18 protein-coding genes and 1 tRNA gene are annotated in these 21338 nt (G+C 61.0%); 9 read left to right on the top strand and 10 right to left on the bottom strand.

All coding sequences use genetic code 11. From position 1 onward, the window contains the following. Positions 1-13: 13 nt before the first annotated feature. Positions 14-967 (bottom strand): 1-phosphofructokinase, encoded by a 954-nt coding sequence (pfkB, locus tag CWS72_RS07605; RefSeq protein ID WP_101249996.1) that lies wholly within the window; start codon positions 965-967, stop codon positions 14-16. Then, positions 964-3471: a phosphoenolpyruvate--protein phosphotransferase gene (gene ptsP, locus CWS72_RS07600; protein ID WP_101249995.1), complete on the bottom strand. Its 2508-nt coding sequence runs from the start codon at positions 3469-3471 to the stop codon at positions 964-966. The genes pfkB and ptsP overlap by 4 nt, the downstream gene beginning before the upstream one ends. A 175-nt stretch (positions 3472-3646) precedes the next feature. Here ptsP and CWS72_RS07595 point away from each other — a divergent pair, with 175 nt between their 5' ends. After that, a complete protein-coding gene (locus CWS72_RS07595) occupies positions 3647-4657 on the top strand; it encodes a LacI family DNA-binding transcriptional regulator (RefSeq protein WP_101249994.1) in 1011 nt (336 codons plus the stop codon). A gap of 9 nt (positions 4658-4666) precedes the next feature. Here CWS72_RS07595 and CWS72_RS07590 read toward each other — a convergent pair whose 3' ends face one another. From CWS72_RS07590 to CWS72_RS07580, 3 genes are all read right to left on the bottom strand, one after another. Further along, entirely contained in the window at positions 4667-5542 is an 876-nt protein-coding gene (locus CWS72_RS07590) for a radical SAM protein (protein ID WP_101249993.1), read from the bottom strand. Between the two features lie 15 nt (positions 5543-5557). Continuing rightward, the gene (gorA, locus tag CWS72_RS07585; protein ID WP_101249992.1) at positions 5558-6940 is read right to left on the bottom strand and encodes a glutathione-disulfide reductase; all 1383 of its coding nucleotides are present in this window, start codon (positions 6938-6940) and stop codon (positions 5558-5560) included. Positions 6941-7196: 256 nt separating this feature from the next. Beyond that, a complete protein-coding gene (locus CWS72_RS07580) occupies positions 7197-8171 on the bottom strand; it encodes a C45 family peptidase (protein WP_101249991.1) in 975 nt (324 codons plus the stop codon). Between the two features lie 577 nt (positions 8172-8748). Here CWS72_RS07580 and kduI point away from each other — a divergent pair. Continuing rightward, positions 8749-9585, top strand: coding sequence for a 5-dehydro-4-deoxy-D-glucuronate isomerase (kduI, locus tag CWS72_RS07575; RefSeq protein WP_101249990.1), 837 nt, complete (start codon positions 8749-8751; stop codon positions 9583-9585). Between the two features lie 12 nt (positions 9586-9597). Beyond that, complete coding sequence (locus tag CWS72_RS07570; RefSeq protein WP_101249989.1) at positions 9598-10395, top strand: GntR family transcriptional regulator; 798 nt, start codon at positions 9598-9600, stop codon at positions 10393-10395. Here the strand turns inward: CWS72_RS07570 and ispZ are convergent. From ispZ to glmU, 3 genes are read right to left on the bottom strand one after another with little or no spacing between them, the layout of a single operon-like run. Further along, positions 10392-10958: a septation protein IspZ gene (gene ispZ / locus CWS72_RS07565; protein ID WP_101249988.1), complete on the bottom strand. Its 567-nt coding sequence runs from the start codon at positions 10956-10958 to the stop codon at positions 10392-10394. The genes CWS72_RS07570 and ispZ overlap by 4 nt on opposite strands. Then, positions 10958-12778, bottom strand: coding sequence for a glutamine--fructose-6-phosphate transaminase (isomerizing) (gene glmS, locus CWS72_RS07560; protein WP_101249987.1), 1821 nt, complete (start codon positions 12776-12778; stop codon positions 10958-10960). Before glmS ends, ispZ begins: the two co-directional genes overlap by 1 nt. A gap of 8 nt (positions 12779-12786) precedes the next feature. After that, a complete protein-coding gene (gene glmU / locus CWS72_RS07555) occupies positions 12787-14136 on the bottom strand; it encodes a bifunctional UDP-N-acetylglucosamine diphosphorylase/glucosamine-1-phosphate N-acetyltransferase GlmU (RefSeq protein WP_101249986.1) in 1350 nt (449 codons plus the stop codon). Between the two features lie 178 nt (positions 14137-14314). Between glmU and CWS72_RS07550 the strand changes: the two genes are divergently transcribed. From CWS72_RS07550 to CWS72_RS07540, 3 genes are all read left to right on the top strand, one after another. Then, the gene (locus tag CWS72_RS07550; RefSeq protein WP_241911628.1) at positions 14315-15133 is read left to right on the top strand and encodes an RMD1 family protein; all 819 of its coding nucleotides are present in this window, start codon (positions 14315-14317) and stop codon (positions 15131-15133) included. Between the two features lie 93 nt (positions 15134-15226). After that, a tRNA-Val gene (locus CWS72_RS07545) sits at positions 15227-15301 on the top strand. A gap of 129 nt (positions 15302-15430) precedes the next feature. Next, the gene (locus CWS72_RS07540; protein WP_101249984.1) at positions 15431-16126 is read left to right on the top strand and encodes a DUF2786 domain-containing protein; all 696 of its coding nucleotides are present in this window, start codon (positions 15431-15433) and stop codon (positions 16124-16126) included. 150 nt (positions 16127-16276) lie between these two features. Here the strand turns inward: CWS72_RS07540 and CWS72_RS07535 are convergent, their stop codons facing one another. Then, positions 16277-16801 carry a hypothetical protein gene (locus tag CWS72_RS07535; RefSeq protein ID WP_101249983.1) on the bottom strand — a complete coding sequence of 175 codons (525 nt, stop codon included), beginning with the start codon at positions 16799-16801 and terminating at the stop codon, positions 16277-16279. 337 nt (positions 16802-17138) lie between these two features. Here CWS72_RS07535 and CWS72_RS07530 point away from each other — a divergent pair, with 337 nt between their 5' ends. Both CWS72_RS07530 and CWS72_RS07525 read left to right on the top strand, forming a co-directional pair. Continuing rightward, positions 17139-17828 (top strand): hypothetical protein, encoded by a 690-nt coding sequence (locus tag CWS72_RS07530; RefSeq protein ID WP_146002672.1) that lies wholly within the window; start codon positions 17139-17141, stop codon positions 17826-17828. Between the two features lie 54 nt (positions 17829-17882). Then, positions 17883-18887, top strand: coding sequence for a helix-turn-helix transcriptional regulator (locus CWS72_RS07525; RefSeq protein WP_101249981.1), 1005 nt, complete (start codon positions 17883-17885; stop codon positions 18885-18887). 656 nt (positions 18888-19543) lie between these two features. Here the strand turns inward: CWS72_RS07525 and CWS72_RS27395 are convergent. Then, positions 19544-20380, bottom strand: coding sequence for a hypothetical protein (locus CWS72_RS27395; protein WP_146002671.1), 837 nt, complete (start codon positions 20378-20380; stop codon positions 19544-19546). Positions 20381-20695: 315 nt separating this feature from the next. On the opposite strand from CWS72_RS27395, the gene CWS72_RS07515 reads away from it, so the two are divergent. Then, on the top strand, positions 20696-21208 hold the full coding sequence (locus CWS72_RS07515; RefSeq protein WP_146002670.1) for a 3'-5' exonuclease family protein: 513 nt from the start codon (positions 20696-20698) through the stop codon (positions 21206-21208). Positions 21209-21338: the final 130 nt, after the last annotated feature.

Genomic DNA, 21338 nt, shown 5'->3' with positions numbered 1-21338 from the left:
CGCTTGCCCGCGGCTAAAGGTCGTTCAATGGAATGATGGTCACATCCGCCGCGCGGGCCTCGACCTCCCAGCGGGGCGGTAAATTGGGACCGGCCTGACCCAGTTTGCTGACGGCGAAGGCGGTCGCGAGGCGTGCGATGTCCTCCAGAGCCGCCTCGTCGCGCGATGCTGCGACGATTCCGGCGACCATGGCGTCTCCGGCGCCCACGGTGCTGGCGCAGGCGACGGCGGACAGGGACGCTTGCAGAGTGGCGGCGTCCGACACGAACAGAGCCCCCTCCTCGCCCAGCGAGACGACCACAAGCCGGACCCCGCGCGCCAACAGCACCCGGGCCGCCCCGACGAGGCTGGCCATGTCGGGCAGAGGATGTCCGATCCAGCCCTCCAGTTCGGCACGATTGGGTTTTACGCAGTAGGGAAGAAGACGGACCCCATCGGCGAGCGCCGCCTTCATCGGCGCGCCGCTGGTATCGAGCAGGACGCGCGCGCCGCGACCGGAGAGCGCCGCCGTCAGCTCCCTGTAGATGCCGACGTCGGTCCCGGCCGGCAGACTGCCGGCAAGCACCGCCAAAGAGCCTTTCCTCACCAGCGAGAGAACGGAAGTGGTCACCGCGGCAAAAACATCCGGCGTGATCTCGAGACCGGGCAAATTGATGTCGGTGGTATCGCCGTCATGCACGAGCTTGATGTTCACGCGGGTATCGCCGGCCGTCCTGACGAAACGATCGTCGATGTTCTTGGCGGCGAACAGCGCCTTGAACAGGCCGTCGTTGTCTTTGCCCAGAATACCGGCCGCGCTCACCGGCACGCCCCAGTCGGCCAGACAACTGGCGACATTCACCCCCTTGCCGCCGGCATCGAAACGCACGGCGCGGGCGCGATGCACCGATCCCGGCCGCAGCCTGTCCAGCGTGATGGTCTGATCGATCGCCGGATTGAGCGTAACCGTAACGACGGGGGGCTTCATGACAGGGAATCCAGGGCGCGGACCTGCTGGGCGGTTTCGACGGCCAACGCCCGTTCGGCGAGCGCGCGCAGCGCCGACAATTCACAGCCGCGAAGCCGCGCCTTCACCGCGGGAATATCGCGGGGCGTCATGGAAAGCTCATTGACGCCCAGGCCGGCCAGCAAGGCGGCGCCGAACGGATCCCCGGCGATGCCGCCGCAGACGCCCACCCAGCGCTTGTGCCGCGCGGCACCTTCGACGGTCTGCCGGATCAGGCGCAACACCGCGGGATGCAGGCTATCCGCCTCGGCCGCGAGGTCGGGATTCTGACGATCAATGGCCAGCGTGTATTGGGTCAGGTCGTTGGTGCCGATGGAAAAGAAGTCGACATGGGCCGCCAGGCTGTCGGCCTGAATGGCCGCCGCCGGAACCTCGATCATGATGCCAAGAGGAACGCAAGGCGCCCCGAGTTCGCTCCGGATCCGCTCGCAAGCCGCCCGCAACGCCGAGACTTCGCCCACCGAGGTCACCATCGGAAACATGATCGACAGATCGCCGCCGCCCGCCGCCGCGCGATAGAGCGCGCGCAACTGCGGATCGAGCAGATCGGGCCGGCGCAACAGGAGCCGCGCGCCGCGGACCCCGAGAAACGGATTTTCCTCGTGCGGAAGATGCAGATGCGCCACCTGCTTGTCGCCGCCGATATCAAGGGCGCGAACGATCAGCGGCCGGCCGTCCAGCGCGTCGATCATGCCCCGGTAGGTTTCGAACTGCTCGTCTTCCGAGGGAGGGGTATCGCGTTCGAGAAACAGGAATTCGGTGCGCATCAGGCCGACGCCCTCGCCACCTTCGCGCAAGGCAAGGGGAACCTGGTCGGGACGATTGACGTTGGCGCCGATGGCCACGACATGGCCGTCGCTCGTGCGCGCCGGCAGGCCGCGCTCGGCCTCCTCGGTGGCGCGGCGGCGGGCGCGCTCGGCGATCCAGGACTTGGCCGAGACGAGATCCGCCTCCGACGGCGAGAGATAGAGGCGGCCGGTCTGTCCATCGATGATCGCCGGCGTGCCGTTGGCGACGTCCAGCAGACCCGCCCCGCCGGCAACGATCGCGGGAAGGCCCAGCGTGCGGGCGAGAATGGCCGTATGGGAGGTGGGACCGCCCAGGGCGGTGGCGAGGCCGATCACGCGGTCCTTATCGAGGCCGGCGGTATCGGACGGAGAGAGATCGTTCGCCACGATGATGCAGGGATGGTCGGGCACATCGGTCAATGACCCGGTTTTCAAGACTGGATGAAGCCGGCTGAGAACCCGGCGCCCGACATCACGCAGATCGGCGGCGCGCGCCGCCAGCACGGGATTTCCCAAGGCGGTCAGGCGCGATGCCATCCGTTCGACGGCCTGGTTCCATGACCAGGCGACACCGTGCCCCTCGACCATCAGCTGGCATGTCAGCGTGATCAGGTCGCTGTCGTTCAGCAGTTCGCCCTGTGCCTTGAAAATCGCGGCGTCGGCGGCCCCCAGGCGGCGCGTCGTATCGTCGACCAAGGCGACCATTTGCTGGCGGGTGACGATCAGCGCCTCATGCAGCAGATTGCCGCCTTCGGAGAGTTGCACGGGCACATCGGGGATGTCGTCCTGGGCCGCGGTCAACAGATGCACGACGCCGATCGCGATGCCGGGGCTCGCCCCGATACCCACGATCGCCCGCGGCGCGCCGGATGGAACCCAGCCGTTCACCGGAACCTCGGCCCGTTCGGCGGCTTTCGCCGCATCGGCCTTTTCCTGCGCCGTCAGGCCGGTAATGACCGACCGAAACCGCGCGAGCGCCGTCGCGGCCTGCTCGCCGTCCGCCGAAATGGTGACGCTGTCGCCAGCGCGCAATCCAAGCTGGAGCAGGGCGACGAGATTGCGCGCGTCGGCGATTTCTCCGCCATGGCGAACCTGGATGCGCACGCCCGAACCGCGGGCGGCCTCCACCCAGACCGCCGCCGGCCGCGCATGTAGTCCGACGGGATATTCGACTGCCCAGGTGAAATGTTCCGGAAGATCGACGGCCGGCGCGGTCGCCGCCACGGTGGCCTCATCCTGGGTCAGCGCCTCGACCAGTTCGCCGGCGTCGGTGGCGACGAACAGCCTTTCGAGGCGGGCATCATCCTGGATCAGCCGGGTCAGCCGGCGAAGGATGGTGATATGGCTGTCGGAACGGGCGGCGATGGCGACGACCAGCTTCGCCGTCTGGCCGGGGTTCCATTCGATGCCGCCGGGAATCTGCAACACCGCGAGGCCATCGCGGCGAACGAGACCGCGATCCTCGCCAAGCCCGTGGGGAATGGACACGCCATGACCGAGGAAGGTATTCGCCACCGCTTCGCGGCTGATCATGCTGGCTTCATAGCCCGGCTCGACACAGCCGGCGGCGATCAAGAGCTGACAGGCTTCGCGGATGGCCGCTTCCTTGCTGACCGGGGTAGCCGCCAGACGGATGAGCTCGTTCGCCACGAAGGCGTCGGCCACGGTTGGGGACATGCGAACCTCCCATAATGATTTTTGTTTATCAATGAAAACGATTTCACAAACATCGTCAAGAGGATTCTCTTTGTTTTAGTTAAGTTATGGTTGCCAAAAACTCTCTCTTGGCCATAATGAGGTCACTATATGATTGATATCCTGAGAACGTTTTCATAAACATGCTCGAAAGCCGATGACCGTCAGCATCAAGGATGTGGCCCGTGTGGCGGGCGTTTCCCCCGCCACCGTCTCGCGCGTACTGGGCAACGGGACTGTTGTCAGCGACGCCTTGCGCGCCCAGGTCGAGGCGGCGGTCCGCAAGACCGGATACCGTCCCAATCTTTCAGCCCGCCGATTGCGCTCGCGCCATTCGCAGACGATCGGGCTGATCGTCGCCGACATTCGCAACCCGTTCTTCACCGCCGTGGGACGCGCCGTCGAGGACATCGCCTATCAGGCCGGCCTGCGCGTGATTCTTTGCAACACGGACGAAAATCCCGAGAAGGAGGCGCTTTATCTCCGGCTGATGGAAGAGGAGCGCGTCACCGGGGTGATCTTCGCGCCGACGCGCCAGACGGTGGATCGGATGACGGAAACGCCGCAAAGCTTTCCGACCGTGCTGATCGATCGCGCCTGCCACCGCAGCCAGGAGGACGCGGTGGTGCTCGACAACCATGCCTCGGCGGGCATGCTGGTCGAGCATCTGCATGCCCAGGGCTACCGTCGAATGATCGGTCTGTTCGGCAATGCCAGCACCACCGGCATCGAAAGGCACGATGGTTACATCGCGGCGATGACCCGGTTCGGCCTGACGCCTGATGCGGTCTTCATCCCCCCCACGTCAGAAGCCGCCGAGGCCGAGGTCAGGCGCCGGATCGCCGAGGGCGTGGCGGCGCGGCCCGATGCGGTCATCGCCAGCAACGGCTTGTTGTTGATGGGCGTGGTCCGGGCGGTCCGCGAGGCCGGCCTCGTCATACCGGGGGATCTTGCCGTGGCGGGCTTCGATAACGAACGCTGGACCGAACTCGTCGGCCCCGGCATCACCGTGATCGAACAGCCGGTCGAAGCGATCGGACGCACGGCGATGGCCATGCTGCTCGAACGGCTCGATACGCCGGACGCCCCGATCCGCAAGGTGGTGCTGAACGGGCGCTGCGTCGTCCGCGGTTCGACGGCGGCACGGAGGACGTCTCGGGCCGTTTAAAAACCGCCTCTACAACCCGCGCATCCAATCCGGCCGCAGCCGTTGCAGATCGGACAAGGCGCCGTCGATCTCGGCCAGCAACCGCCCCCGGTCGCGGGGAAGCGTGCCGGCCAGAGCCAGACAATTGGACGCATGGTTGGAGCGGAAGATGACGGGCGCCGGCGGAGACAGGCCAGCGATCAGCAAGCGCTGTTCGGTGAGGATACCCCGGTCGTCCTGGGGTTCGAAATCATCCTCCCAGCGTGACCGGAAACTTTTATCGACTTCGGGCGGCAGGATCAGTTGCAGGGTCGACAGATAATGGGGCGGGGCGAGATTGATCAGATCCGCCGTGGCCGCCGCGTGATCCCCGGCCCACCGGCGCCCGCCCAGTCCCAAAATCACCGTCGCCGAAATCTTCAATCCAGCAGCACGCGCCTTGCCCAGGGCTTCGGCCAGGCGCGAGACTCCGATCCCCTTGCTCACCCGCCGCAAAACCTCGGCCGAGCCGGATTCGATCCCGACATAGACCAGACTCACTCGTTTTGCCCGCAGAGCCGCCAATTCGTCCGGGGTCTTGCGCAGCAGATTCGAGGGTGTCGCATAGGCTGAAATGCGCCGCAGATCGGGAAACGAGGCTGCCAATTTGTCGGCAATGGCCAGCAAGGCGGCGGTGGACAGACCGAAGGCGTCGCCATCGGCCAGGAAGACCCGATGCGCATCCGGCCGCAACCGCGCCAAATGATCGATCTCGGCAAACAGTTGGTCATGCGGCTTCTCATGGAACTGCTTGCCCTTGTACATGGCGCAGAAACTGCATTGATTGAAACTGCAGCCAAGCGTCGCCTGGACGATCAGATTGTCGCCCTCGGAGGGCGGCCGATAAAGGGGCTGGTCGTAGACCATGCGAATCCTCACCGATCACAGAGAGGTTTCAGGACGCTTTTCGCGCAATGTCACCCATTCCTCGGCCACCGTGGGATGAATGCCGATGGTGGCGTCGAAATCCTTCTTCGTCGCCCCGGCGGTCAACGCCACCGCCAACCCCTGCACGATTTCGGGCGCCTCCGCGCCGACCATGTGACAGCCAACCACCCGCTGGTCGTCGCGCTTGACCACCAGCTTCATCATCACCTGCTCGTCGCGGCCGGTGAGCGTATGGCGCAGAGAACGGAACCAGGTGACATAGATATCGACCTCGCCCCAACGCTGGCGCGCGGCAGCCTCTCCGAGACCCACCGTGGCAACCGCCGGCTGGCTGAATACCGCCGAGGGGACCAGGCTGTAATCCATCGCCCGCGGCCTGCCATGATAAAGACCTTCGATCAGGCAACGCGCCTCGGCCAGCGCAACCGGCGTCAGGGCCATCCGGTTGGTCACATCGCCCAAGGCAAAAATTCCCGGCACCGAGGTTTGCGAGAACTCATCGACGCGGATCGCCCCCAATTCGTCGACGGCAACCCCCGTTTCCTCAAGACCGATCCCCCGGCTGTTGGGATGCCGCCCGGTGGCGTAGAGCACGCAATCGGCTTCGAACGCCCGGCCGGCCGAACCGTCCTGATCGACCAGATCCAGACGCAGCGTGCCGTCGCCGCCCCTTTCGATGGCCGACACACGGGTTCGGCTGCGAATGGCGATCCCCTTCTTGGCCATCTCCTCGGCCAGGGTGAGTCGGACATCCTCATCGAAACCGCGCAAAGGCAGATCGCCGCGCGTGAACAACGTCACCTCGACACCCAGCGCATTGAAGAGACCGGCGAATTCCACCGCGATATAGCCGCCGCCGACGATTGCCAACCGTTTCGGCAAGGCCGGCAGATCGAGCGCCTCGTTGGAGGTGATGGCATGGCCGATACCGGGAATGTCGGGCAACACCGGCCAGCCGCCGGTGGCGACAATGATCCGCTCGGCGGAAATGGTCCGGGAGCCAAGGCCGATCCGCCCCGGTCCGGCCAGCTTGGCGCGCCCCTCCAGCACGGTCACGCCGGCATCGGACAGAAGACGCCGGTAGATACCGTGCAGCCGGTCGAGTTCCCGATTTTTGGCGGCGATCAGGCGCGGCCAGTCGAAAGATGGCGTCGGCACCGTCCAGCCGTAGGCCGGGGCATCGGCGAAGTCCTCGGCGAAATGGCTGCCGATCACCAGCAGTTTCTTCGGCACGCAGCCGCGCAGCACGCAGGTACCGCCGACGCGCCTTTCCTCGGCGATCGCCACCCGAGCCCCGCTGGTCGCCGCAAGACGCCCGGCCCGCACCCCGGCCGACCCGGCTCCAACGATGAAAAGGTCGTAATCGAATTCGGACATGGCAGCACTCCTCCACCCTTAAAGCTGGTAGTGGCGCGTGTCATTTTAAATGAAACGGCGCCACGAGAGCCCAAGCTGCGCCCGCAGCCTACCGAAGCCGGGGGAGAAGGCGAGGAAAAATCACATGGAGACTTGGCTGGCCCGTTGAGGGCCCGCGCCATCGTTGGCGCAAAGCCAAGGGATACGGACGTATCCCGCCCGGCGACTGAGGGCTCGGTGATCGGTTACGATCACCGAGAGTTGGTATAAGCCGGCGTCAGGAATTGAGAACCAGGGGGCAGGTCACCTGTTCGCAACGGTCCCAGCCCTGAGCGACCAGGGTTCCTGCGAGAGGATCGGCCACCATGGCCACGCGCGTGTCCTTGTTCAGTACCGGTGGAGCCAGCCAGGTCAGGCGAGCCGGAGGATAATTGAGCAGACGCTCCATGGCGCGTTGCCGGCCGGCGCTGTCCTTGCCGATCGCATGGCCCGCAAGAGGCATCTGACACCAATGGTTGGCCGCCGCCGCCGGGCCCGGACGCACCGCCGCCTCGGTCCTGGTCCGCTCGATGACGCAGCCTTCTCCGGGCTTGACGCCGACCAGGGTGAAAATGGCCGACGCGGCCAGCGGGGTATCGCACAACATCTGGCGGGCCGTGACGAAATCCGGCGCCGTCTCGAATACCTGACGCAGCAGATGGTCTGCCGGCAGACCGCCATGTCGGCTCAATTCGACACGATTGATCAGCCAGTCACCCCTTTTCCCCAAGCGGTGGATTGCCTGGGGCGGTTGATTGAGAGCCGCAGCGAAGCGTCCTTTGGCCATGGCGGAAATGACCCCGACCATTCCCGGCCAGGTCAGCGCGAGGAAGGCGCCCGCCGCGCCGCGCTGACGGGCCAGCACCAGATTACGCCCCGCCCCCTCCACGCGCCAATCGACAACCCGAACCAGGCGGAAATACCCCTGATGATCCGTCACGGCGGCGCTGGTGCTGGAAAAATCCGACATCGCATTCAAGATGTAGACGCCGGCCCCATTCCACAGTTCGGCCAAGCTCTCGAACTCGGCCAGGAAGGGATTTTCGCTACGGCGAAGCCAGGATCGCGTCGCCACATCCCCCAGCCGCAAGCCCAGGGCACCGAAACGCCGCCGCATCGCCAGGCGCAGTTCGGTCACTTGTTCCGGGCAGCTCTTCGCCAGGGCGGAAGCACCCCCGGTTCCGATATCGATCACGGGAATTTCCGGCATCATGAATGATGCCTAGCGGGCGAAACCGTCGAGAATAAATCCCATGATTCCCCTCTTGGGCTGTTTTTATAATCGCAACATTATTTGAAACTTTTCCGAGATAAACTCAAGTCAAAAAGATAATATACGGCTTCTTTGACTGAAAAAAATTCGTGGATATTCGCATATTCTGGTACACACCTTGCCATAATCACCACGACAAATTGCATTACATACTATAATTAATTCAACCCTCGATATAGATTTCAAAATTATTTACAATTTTATCTTCTTATATTGCGAATACAGATCGCGGTCGATTGTTGCGGATTGCCCCCGGGTGGCTTAGCCGGACTATCGGTTTCACGCGCTTGCCCCGCCTAGCCGGCCGGCGGATTGACTTTTTCATATATCTGATATATCAGTCATCCAGTCGATATCGTAAAATGCAAATCAGCTCCGTCCTCATGTTGCCTCTTGGTGAGGCGGACGCTTTGGACCATGATCGCCCCCGCCGAAGGGAAGCCGTCGCCATGGCGGGCGTGTCCATGGCATAACCGCACGTAGATGACACTTCGAAAGTGTTTAAGGAGAGTATTGAATGGACACGCGCCAGAGCATTCACAGTGATCACGCCAAAACACTGGACACGCTGGGTTTGCGCCGCGAATTCCTGGTCGAACGGGTCTTCGTCCCCGGTGAGCTGACGATGACTTACAGCCACATCGATCGCATCGTCTTCGGCGGCATCATGCCCACCGGCGGCACCCTCGGCTTCGCGGACGATCTGGGCAAGGCCTTCGGGGTCGACTTCTTCCTGCAACGCCGGGAATTGGGCTTGATCAATATCGGCGGCGCGGGCTGGGCCGACGTTGACGGCACCCGTTACGACATCGCGCCGGAAGAGGCGCTCTACGTCGGGCAAGGCGCTCGCAAGGTCAGCTTCGGCAGCATCGACAAAGCGAAGCCGGCAAAGTTCTATTACAATTCCGCGCCCGCCCATACCTCCTATCCGACACGGCGGATCACCCTGGCGGAAGCCTCCCCGGCCACGCTGGGCGACGCCAAGACCGCCAACCGGCGCACCATTTACAAATACATCGTCCCTTCCGTGCTGCCCACCTGTCAGCTCTCCATGGGCATGACCAAACTGGAAGAGGGCAGCCTGTGGAACACCATGCCCTGCCACACCCACGAACGGCGGATGGAGGTCTACTTCTATTTCAACATGGATGCCGACACCGCGGTCTTTCACATGATGGGCAAACCGGATGAAACCCGGCACATCGTCATCCAGAACGAGCAGGCGGTGATCTCGCCCAGTTGGTCGATCCACTCCGGCGTCGGCACCAAGGCCTATACCTTCATTTGGGGCATGGTCGGCGAGAACCAGGTGTTCGACGATATGGACCACCTGAAAATCAGCGAATTGCGCTGAGCTGCAGGCCCCATGGCGACGATATCGGATCCCCCGGACGAGACCGGCGAGACGAAAGAAAGACGAGGCCGCGCCCGCAACGCCCGCCCCGCCCTCGTGCGGGCCGGGCCGGGGTCCAATGGAAACAGCGCGGCGGCGTTGATCTATCAGACGCTGCGCCGCGACATCGTCTCCCTTCATCGCAAACCGGGGGATCCGATCATCGAGAAGGATCTGGCCGCGACATTCGGCGTGAGCCGGACGCCGATCCGCGAAGCCCTTCTGCGGCTGGCCACCGAACAACTGGTGGAAATAGCGCCGCAGTCGGGCACCTTCGTGGCCCGGATTCCGTTGAACGCTCTTCCCGAAGCCATCGTCATCCGTCGTGCTTTGGAGGAGTTTTCGGTCAAAAGCGCCGCGGAAAATGCATCCCGCAGCCAGATCGCCTTGCTGGAAGCCAATCTGGAACGCCAGCGCGAAACGGTGGCTGCCGAGGATCAGGACGCGTTCCACGAAGCCGACGAGGACTTTCACGCGACAATCGCCGAATCCGCCGGCTATCCGGGCATCTGGACGGTCGTGCAGCAGGTGAAGCTGCAGGTCGACCGTTACCGCCATTTGACATTGCCGCAACCGGGACGCATGGCCCGACTGGTCGAGGAACATGCGGACATCGTCCACGCCATCCGCGACCACGACCCCAGCCGTGCCGTAGTCAAGCTGGGTATTCACCTCGACGGACTGGTCGACGGGTTGGATGAGTTTCCCGGCAAGAACCCCAGTTATTTCTACGGCGACGTCACCGCCACCCGGAAAAAAGGCGGCAGCTAATCCGCGCCGTGGTCCGGCAGGCGGTGGCGTTTGATCAGCCCCATCTGGGTAAGGATGAAAAGGAAGGTCAGGATCATGCTGCCCGGCACCTTCCATAGCACCCACATCTCGGTGGTCACAACACGGCGGATCACCTCGTTGGCCAGCGCCATGGCCACAAAGAATAAAGTGAAACGGAGTGTCAAGCGGCGCCAGCCGAGTTCATCGAGCGGCAGAGCCTCTCCCATGACCGCCTTCAGGAATGTCCGGCCGAAAAACAGCCCCCCGCCCAGAATGGCGGCGAACAGGCCATAGATGATGGTCGGCTTGATCTTGATGAAGGTCTCGTCGTTGAACCAGAGGGTCAAGCCGCCGAAGACGCCGACGATTACTGCGGTCAACAGCGGCACCAGGGGCACCCGCCGTGCGACCGCCAGGGACAGGATCAGGGCAACCAGGGTCGTTGCCATCAGGGCGACGGTGGCCACCATCAGCCCCTTGAATTCAAAAGCCGCCAAAAAAACGACCAGCGGGAGGTAATCGACCAGGGGCTTCAACCAGGCGGGCGGAGGGGCTTTGCTCATCACTCCACCGTCACGCTTTTGGCCAGATTGCGCGGCTGGTCGACGTCGGTGCCTTTGGCCACGGCGACGTGATAGGCGAGAAGCTGGACGGGAATGGCGTAAAGGATCGGCGCCACGAAGGGATCGACATTCGGCAGCACCAAGCTGACCGCGCGGGCTCCGAGGCGGGCCACCCCCTTTTCGTCGGAGAGGAAGATGACCCGGCCGCCGCGCGCCACCACCTCCTGCACGTTGGAGGCGGTCTTGTCATAAAGCTCGTCCGACGGCGCGATGACGATCACCGGCACCGTCTCGTCGATCAGCGCGATGGGACCGTGCTTCATCTCGCCGGCGGCATAGCCCTCGGCATGGATATAGCTGATCTCCTTCAGCTTCAAGGCACCTTCCAGCGCGATGGGATAGCTGGTGCCACGGCCCAGATAGAGCACATCGCGCGCATCCATGATGTCTTCGGCGATCTCGCGCAGTCGTTCGTCATGGGCCAGCACCTCGGCGACGCGGGCCGGCACCTCGATCAGCACTTTCGACAACCGTTCCTCGGTGGCGTGGTCGATAGCCCCCCTGGCTCGCGCCAGAACCAGGGACAGGCAGGCCAAGGCGGTCAATTGCGTGGTGAAGGCCTTGGTCGAGGCGACGCCGATCTCCGGCCCGGCCACCGTCTGCAACGCCACCTCGGATTCGCGGGCCATGGTGGATTCGGGCACATTGACCAGCGAGATGATATGCTGCCCCTGAGCTTGGCAATAGCGAAGCGCCGCCAGCGTGTCGGCCGTCTCGCCCGATTGCGAAATGAACAGAGCCAGCCCGCCTTTCGGCATGGCCGGCGCGCGGTAACGGAATTCCGAGGCGATATCCACCTCGACCGACACGCGGGCCAATTGCTCGATCCAGTATTTGGCCACCATGCCGGCGTAATAGGAGGTCCCGCAGGCGATGATGGTCACCCGATCGATCCCCGACAGCGCAAACGGCAGATCAGGCAGGGAAAAGGTTCGGCTGACCGGATTGAACATGGTGTTCAAGGTGTCGCCGATCACCTGCGGCTGCTCGTAGATCTCCTTATGCATGAAATGGCGATGCTCACCCTTGCCGATCATCGCCCCCGAGAATGCCGTTTGCTTGACCTCGCGCACCACCGGATTGCCATGGGCATCGCGGATCGACACGCTGTCGCAGGTCAGCACGGCCCAATCGCCATCGGCCAGGTAGGAGATCTTCTGGGTGAGCGGCGCCAACGCCAAGGCGTCGGAGCCCAGATACATCTCGCCGTCGCCGTAGCCGATGGCCAGCGGACTGCCCCGCCGGGCGGCGATCATCAGATCGGAGCGTCCGGCGAAAATGATGCCGAGCGCGAAAGCGCCCTCCACCCTTTTCAGCATCTTGGCCGTGGCCTCTTCCGGACTGGCGCCCTCGGCGAGGTAATGGCTGATCAGCTGAACCACCGCCTCGGTGTCGGTCTCGGATTCGAAAACGTGCCCGGCGGCGGTCAGTTCGGCCCGCAGATCAAGGTAGTTCTCGATGATGCCGTTATGGACGACGGCGGCATATTTCGTCGCATGGGGATGAGCGTTGGTTTCATTGGGAATCCCGTGCGTGGCCCAGCGGGTATGCCCCAGGCCGATGACGCCCTCCATCGGCTGCTCGACCAGCAATTTCTCCAGATTGATCAGTTTGCCGCGCGCCCGGCGGCGGTCGATGTGGCCATTGACCAGCGTGGCGAGTCCGGCCGAATCGTAGCCGCGATATTCAAGCCGCCGCAGCCCCTCGACCAGCAGAGGGGCGACCTTGGATTTTCCGATGATACCGACAATACCGCACATTTTTCGGCCTATTCCTTCTGCTTGTCCGCCGCCTTGCGGGTTCGGAAACGATCAGCCCAACCGGACATCTCCACTTGCGTCCCGCGCGCCACGGCCAACGCGCCCGCAGCCACCTCGCGGGTGATTACCGAACCGGCACCGACGACGGCGCCGTCACCGATCTTGACCGGCGCCACCAGGGAACTGTTGGAACCGATGAAGGCTCCCGCGCCGATGTCGGTGAAGGACTTGTCGAAACCGTCATAATTGCAGGTGATGGTACCCGCCCCGATATTAGCGCCGGCACCGATGCGGGCATCGCCCACATAGGTCAGGTGATTGACCTTGGCGCCGGGCTCGACGGCGGCATTCTTGATCTCGACGAAATTGCCGATATGGGCTTTCTCGTCGATTCTGGCCCCCGGCCGCAAGCGGGCGAAGGGACCGATGACGCAATCGGCGGCGACGCGGGCCCCTTCCAAATGGCAGAAGGCGCGAATCTCCACCCGATCCCCAACCGAGACGCCCGGACCGAACACCACGTTCGGACCGATGACGACGTCCTGTCCGAGCCGGGTGTCCCAGGCGAAATGCACGCTTGCCGGATCGGTCAGCGTCGCTCCGCCTTCCATGGCGGCATGCCGGAGACGGGTCTGCGCGATGGCCTCCGCCGCCGCCAGCTCGACCCGGGAATTGACCCCCAGGAGTTCCTCTTCGTCACCCTCGACGAAGCCGCAAGGCAGTCCGTCGGCCCGCGCCAAGCCGACGATGTCGGTCAAATAATATTCACCCTTGGCATTGTCGTTGGACAGCCGGTCGATCCAACCGAACAGACGCGTCCCCTCGACCGCCATGACGCCCGAGTTGCACAAATCCACCGTCCGTTGTTCCGGCGTGGCGTCCTTATATTCGACGATCGCCTCCAGCCCGGCGGGACCGACCAGCAGACGGCCGTAATGCCCGGGATCCCGGGGACGGAAGCCCAGCACCACCACCGCCGGCGGCACCGTCCCGCTCCGGCGCAGATCCAGCATGGCCGACAGACTGGCCGCGCCGAGAAGCGGGGTGTCCCCGTAAACGATCAGCACGGTGCCGGTGAAATTCGCCAGGGCCGCGCGGGCCTGCGCCACCGCATGACCGGTTCCCAACCGGTCGACCTGCACCACCGTGGGATGGGGCGCCACGGCGGCGGCCACCCGTTCCATGCCGGGGCCGATCACCGTCACCACCCGCTCGGGCGCAAGAGCCTGCACGGTATCCAGCAGATGATTGATCATGGGTCGATCCGCCAACCGGTGCATCACCTTCGGCAGAGAGGATTTCATGCGCGTGCCCATGCCGGCGGCAAGCACGATGACGGCGATATTTTCTTGGGGCATATGGTTCCGCAGACACCAAATGAACTATATGTTGCGTTGTGGCCGGACGGTGCCACAGAAGCGGGGCGAAGGCCAAGTCAATCTTTATTGCACAACATTACACCACCCTTCGCATCTAAGGGGGATCCGTCATCCGTTCGATGATAGGATAGCCCTCTTCCATCCTGCCGAGATGATCGTGAGCGCCTTGGATTCACCCGCTATCGCCGACTTACCCTCGATATCCGTTCGCACGCTGCTGGTCGGTTTGCGCATCGACACCAAAAATCTCGAGCAGGGACCGGTCCTGGCGACCTCGCCCCTGACCATCCGCGCCGGCATTCGCGGCCGGGCCGTGCTGTTCCGCTACGGGGTGGTGGTCCTCTTCGATCTCGACCCGCTGGAAGAGGTTGGTTTTCTCGCCTCGCTGCAACGGCTGGTGACCGAGCCGGTGGACCCGCCGGAAGCCGAGGGGACGCGCCTTTACCTTCATGCCGGAGGCGAGGACCGGGTCGAACATTCCGGCGCCATCGTGATGGCCGAACCGACGCCCGAACGCCTGCAACTGCTGTCCGACATCCTGGGAAAGAACGCCGTCCTCGACCATTACGAAAAGCGCGTCGCCCAGGTTTTCGACCGTATCGACCCGCTGGCCGCGACATTGCAAAGGAAGGGCGATTTCAGTTCGCAGGGCAAGGAGCTGCTTCAGCAGATCGGCGGCGTGCTGATGACCCAGCAACGCATGGTCGGCCGCGTCGAGGTTCTGGACAAGCCGGAGGTGCTCTGGGACAGGCCGGGGCTGGAACGGATTTATCTGCGCCTGGAGGACGAATACGAACTGCGCGAGCGCGGCCGCGTTCTGGACCGCAAGTTGGAACTGATCGCCCGGACCAGCGAAACACTGCTCGAACTCATGCAGAACCGGCGCAGCATGCGGGTGGAATGGTATATCGTCATTCTGATCGTGATCGAAATCATGCTGTCTGCCGGCGACATGATCCTACGCAGTCACTCCTGAGACCAACAGGCACGCTTGGCCCCCATTCCGGGACGTTTTCCAAAACTTGACAGAGCCCGCGCCGCCTCGTATAAACCGGCCTCTTCTTGGAATGGGCGCTTAGCTCAGCGGGAGAGCACATCCTTCACACGGATGGGGTCACAGGTTCAATCCCTGTAGCGCCCACCATTCCAATCCTCCGCCCCGCCCAATACGTCCTGCGACCGGCTCTGTGAGTTTTTTCCTTGGGGTCCCTTGCGGCCCCGCCTGCTTCGCTCCTATGGAAAAAACACTGCCCAAATTGGACAGCTCCATGTGATGGCAACCGACCTCGATAAACTGAAGACCCGCCTCCAGGCGCTCAGGGCGAAAACCATCGCCAATGGCTGCACCGAGGAAGAAGCCCTCTCGGCTGCCGCCAAAGTGGCGGAACTGCTGGATCGCTACGACCTTTCAATCAGCGATTTGGAAATTCGGGAAGAGCAGTGCGCTAAGGTCGCTATCGAAACCAACAGGAAGCAACGGCAGCCCATCTCCTCCTGCGTGCCGGCCATCGCAGACTTTTGCGACTGCAAGGTTTGGCGGGAGAAAGATGAAAGCGGCAAAGTTCTCTTCGTGTTCTTCGGCCTTAGACCCAGCATCGAGATGGCCCATTATGTCTACGACGTGATCGCCGCCGCGATGCAGAGAGCCTGGGAGCAATATTCCCGTTCGCAACGCTTCATCCGCCATTCGCACGATGAAAAAGGGTCGTTTCTATTTGGCATGGCCGTTTCCATTGCCGACAAGCTGACCTCCATGAAGGCCGGCCGCGATGCCGCCATTCTGGCCGACACCGGGCGCAATCTCGTTGTTGTTCGTCATGCCGTCGTTGAATCTGAGTTTGAAAAACTGAACCTCAACCTTCGGCAGGGCCGCGCATCGGGAAAGAAGGTGGAGGCCGGAGCATTCGAGGCGGGACAGTCAGCCGGACAGTCGCTGGAGATCCATCCCGGAATTGGCAAGGCTCGCTGACCGGTTCGCGACTTCGCCAAATGACCGATCATCTTCTCCGACGCTGGGAAAGCTGATCTGCGTGATGATTACAATGGCGAAGCGACATTGCTCATTGAAGCGGCCTGTTTAAAGTCCGTCGCCCTGACGCGCTGTTTCTTTTGCGCGGGATTACGTAACAGCCATCAGGGTAACAACGTAGCCAGGGATTCTGGAGACCGTCGCCCAGACGATAAAATCGGCTTCCCCGGATATCGAATTTCGAACGGCGGCGGCACAGATGTCCACATCGAACAAGGTTCCGCTCTTCGGTATCTCCACCTCCAAGGCGACGCCACGAGTGGCAGGACCGACTCCGGCGGAGCGCATCGCCAGAAGCCCCGCTTTCGTCAGTCCGCCGGGCAGGTCGCAATGGCCGACGCCGACGCGAATCCCCTGACCTCTTCGGAGGACGGCGTTCAGATCGGCAATGTCGATACCGACGAGGCTTGGCTTGAAAAGGAATGATCCCAGGAGTCCCAGGAAGACAGGCAATTGATCAGGGTCTTCGACCGAATGGGTCAGAACCCCGTCGCATGTCCTGTCCCGCCCGACTCCAATGACGAGACGGTCGGCTTCTCGGACCATGTCCAGTTCCACGCACCAGATTTTCCCGGTCCCATTGCCGACAGAGATCACGACAGTTAAAAAATTCATCTCCGCCTCATTGGCAGTTCAGACAGAACTTATGTTGAATGAAATATCAATTTTCATTTGTGAATTAAATACATATGCCATTATTCATCGCGCATTAATAATATACATGGAAACAGACTAAATAAATCACACACTATGACGATGGTTCAAAAAAATACAATAACGATCAAAGACAAAATTTTATCTTTTCTCAGAAATGCTCTTATTTCCATTCCTACAACGTCTACGCGTCACATTCGGACACATCGACACGACTTCACCAACATCGGCCAACACGACCGTTTTTGACGTGGGCGTCGATTATAAACGCCCCCTGACCTTTCTTGAGGGAGCGACCATGACGGACGACATCGCGGCTAAGATCGAAGCTTTGCTTGATGAAGCGGAGAACGCCGCGACGCTGGCCGCCCGCCCTTGGCTTCAGGCGCGTGCGTTTGCAAATCTGGCCTCACACGCCGCTGCGCTCGGAGACGGCCCGCGCTTTTCCCGGTACCTGGACTATGCGGAACGCGGCATCAGACGGCTCAGTCCTTTTGACCGGAGCACGATCATCCTTACCCTTATCCGCGCATGCACGAAGGCAAACATGCCCGAAAAAGCCACGTCATTGGCTGAATCGGCCGATATTGATGCCCGTCGTATCCGTACGCCCTGGAAACGGCGTATTTCGCTTGAGACCTGTTTTCGTAGTTACCTGATCATCGGCGACCTCGACCGAGCACGCGATATTCTCGAATTTCAGGAGAAATACGTGGATGGGGATTATCAGATGTCCGACTTGGCAATCGCCATGGTGAAAATAGGTCGAATCGCCGAAGCGGAAAAACTGGGCCGGTCCATCGGCGATTCCGGTTGCCGCAGCCTTGCTTTGCGAAAGGTGGCGATCGCCCATATTTGCGATGGTAACGCCGAAGCCTGCCACGCGGCGATTGAAGCCATAACAGAACTCGGCTGGAAAGCCATTGCACTTGGAGAGTTGGCCGAACACATGGGGACGTTATTCACCGCAACGGCATCCAAAGCGTGATTATTCCGATGCTGGGCGCTACCGTATTGGAATGGGGAGTATAGGAATTTTGTCATGACCAAAAGTGCGCGCCATGAAAAGGCTGAGAACCTGATGCGCCTTGCTCGAGACATGCAGGGATCGGTCACCGGCCTGACTCTTGGCGAAATCGAGGAGCGCTTCGATGTCAGCCGCCGCACCGCCGAACGCATGAGGGATGCGGTACTCCGCCTATATCCCGATTACCTGGAGGAATGGGCACCGGATGGCTTGAAGCGGTGGCGGATACCGGCCGGGCTCAACCGTACTCCCGATCCTATCCAGGCGGGAGAAATGACGGCACTGGCCGCCGGCGCGGAATCGCTCAGACATGAAGGACGCGAAGAGCAGGCCGCTTTGCTGGACAAACTCGGAGCAAAGCTGAGGACCTATCTGCCGCGTGAGACGCTGACCCGGATCGAACCGGATTACGAGTTGCTCGTTCAGTCCGAGGGTTTGGCTTTCCGCCCCGGTCCCCAGGCAACGATCGAAGGCGACACCCGGGACTTATTGCGGCTCGCCATTCTATGTTCCCAGCAGGTCGCATTCGACTATCGGTCCCGGGGCACCGGATCAATCAGCCATCAAACAGTGGAGCCGTACGGATTTCTTTATGGTCTGCGGCCCTATCTGGTGGCGCGGAGCGCAAATCCGCAAGCTGAAGGTCTGCGCCTTTTCAGCCTCGCCAACATCGACAAGGCCTGGCAACTGAAGACGACCTTTGTACGCGACCCGACGTTCTCACTTGCGGACTATGCCGCCCGTTCGTTCGGAACCTTTCAGGAATCTCCGGTCGAGGTCGCATGGCGGGTCCGCCCCACATCGGCCGAGGACGCCCGCACCTGGATTTTTCATCCATCGCAAACAATGGAAGACCAGCCCGACGGCTCCCTGATCGTAAAATTCCGTGCCGGAGGACTGGTGGAGATGTGCTGGCATCTGTTTACCTGGGGCGGTGAGATCGAAGTGCTGGAACCGCCGGAACTGAAACGGATGATGGCCGAGCAGATATCCTGTTTTACCGGGAATGAGATCGCATGACGCCCTGATGCATGAAAGCTCTCCCAATATTCTGCAAAGCCTCTACTCAGAGGCCATCAGAAGTTCTCCCACCCGATCCAACGAGTCTTTATAGTTCAGACGGATCAATCGTAGGCCGTGAGCACGACACCGTAAGTCGCGCACCGAATCGCGAAACGCACGGCGCCAGTCACGTGACGGTGGTGTCGGATCGTAAATTACCGACGAACACTCGGATCGCCAACGGCTCACCGAAAATGGGAAATCGTCGTCCGGATAGGCATCAAGAGACACTCTCCGTTCTTCAGAAAAATGTTGCCTCTCATCGAACTCAATTGCCAAGCCGAGATCAGCCAGCCAGATGTCGAGCGACAAAACGGTCGACATCGGCTGCAGAAGCTTAGCCAGATCACAATCCGCCTTGCGGTGCCGACCTCTCTTGGGCGCCCCCAGTTCAAGGTCTCGGCGCAATCGAGAGACGGTACTCGCCGCATGATCGGTCAACGCCTCCGCAACTCGGAGTTCATCGGGAGAGCCCTCGCCGATTACATTCGGCAAAGTTAACCAGGGGAAGCGCGCCTCATAACGCGGAGCAAGCCCAAGTTCTTCCAATATTTTACAAAGTGGCCGTATCGTACGCCCAGGGGACCTCAGGGAACAATAGGAAGGGATGGCGCTCAACTGGAAGCCCCTTCAAAAGACCATTCGCGATACGACATCAGTTCTGAATTCTCGCAAAAGGTTGGTGACAGAACTGTGCCGTTCCGCATTACCGTGTGAAGCGAATTCCAATCTTTTGGGGCGCGGTCAATTTCCCAATTTGACGACGATATATATAGGCGTCTGTCAGAAAAAAAACGACGCTTCAGCTTTTGAATACCAGCAAAAGGCAATATCGTATGGGTTGGGTGCAATATAATACGTGAATTACGAATAATTTCTTTCATATTTTTATCAACGTTTTTGTGATAGCCGACCTTATCTCTGCGTTCTCCTTTTTGTGCGGGAACACAACTCAAAATTGCATTCTCCCCACACATAAATAGCGCAGCAGATCCACCTGCAACTTCGAAAATACGCTTTCCGCTTACCAAGAGGTCCAAGAGATCACGCACTTTTCCGATGGACCTATCGCTGCTTTTGTAAAAACACTGGCCTCCCATGGCGTGGCAGCCTTTTTTATCGATTCTATAAATCTCTTTTTCTTCTGTATCTGTCGTCTCTGCAATAACGGTTGTCGCCAGATTTCCAATTGCCTTCCGTATCTGGTCGATGCCTCCTTGGTTGGCGACAGACCATCCCGCACACAACAACAACGCCGAAGGGCGTTTCTGCACGATTTGAGAAATCAGCGGCGCGTTGTCGAACTTTGGCCCCTCATCTCTGCTGAGAACAGGAAAAGAAATCGTAGCAAATGTACCAGGCCTATAAGGTGCTTCCGACATTGAGGCGACAGCGCGTGCAACGTCCCGCTCCGCCTGGAGCATACGAAAATGCCGGCTATTCTGTTTCATTATTTCTCCGCTCGAAATTATTTAGGCTGCTTCCTCATCATCACTGACCACCACTATTATCGACGACTTTATCGCCCACTAGCCACAAATCGGAAGTTGCTCTGGATTTCGTAAAATGAAAGGCTTCACCGTCCTATTGCAGGGATCATTCGCGATACACTTATCGTGCAAAGGATTGAAAGCCCACCCGTGCGCGGTGGCAAGGCCTAATGCAAAGAACTCAAAATGCTAACGTCCATATTTGACGTATCTCCTCTCGAGAATGACGAGGATGGAACCTCAATCAAAGCTAACCCTGACAGCGAGGATGAAACGATGCGCCAGCCGTTGAGGCTTTCTGACATTGTATTTCTCGATCTTGAGGCTTCGGGACTTGGCGATCGCTGTTTCCCGATTGAGATCGGGTTTATCCGGGCCCACGACCTGAGCGGATGGTCAGCCTTGATCCGACCTGCTGACCGCTGGCGGAAAAGAGGGACGTGGGACCACCGAGCCGAAGCTCTGCATGGACTCGACAGAGAAACGCTCGAAAGCGACGGACAGGATGTCAGGGACGTCGCCCGTACTCTTAATGACAACCTTGCCGGCAAGGCCGTTTTCAGCGATGCCGTCGAATTCGATTCGCATTGGCTGGGCATGCTGTTTGAAGAAACCATGGAACGCCCGGCTTTCGACCTTCAGTCGGTAGATCCGTTGTTCAGGAGCCCTGACCTTTTTGCCGATCTTCCAATAATGTCGCAACATCCAGCCGACACACCATTGCAAAAACATAGAGCCAAAGACGACGCCATGGCCCTGGCGCTGCAATTCCGGCAGCAAATTAAATGAATGCGCGGATGCGATAAAAACAGCAGATCGCACCATGGGCCATCTAACGCATTTCCGTGGTCGTGACATCATCTCCGAGCGACAAGAGGGGTGAATGCCTGTTCATCCCATGGCGGCGACGGTCTGGTGG

Origin of the sequence: Telmatospirillum siberiense (assembly GCF_002845745.1) — a bacterium.
Classification (GTDB): Bacteria; Pseudomonadota; Alphaproteobacteria; order Rhodospirillales; family Magnetospirillaceae; genus Telmatospirillum; species Telmatospirillum siberiense.
Note: the sequence above shows the minus strand (reverse complement) of the source record. Positions and strands in the feature narration are given on the sequence as shown.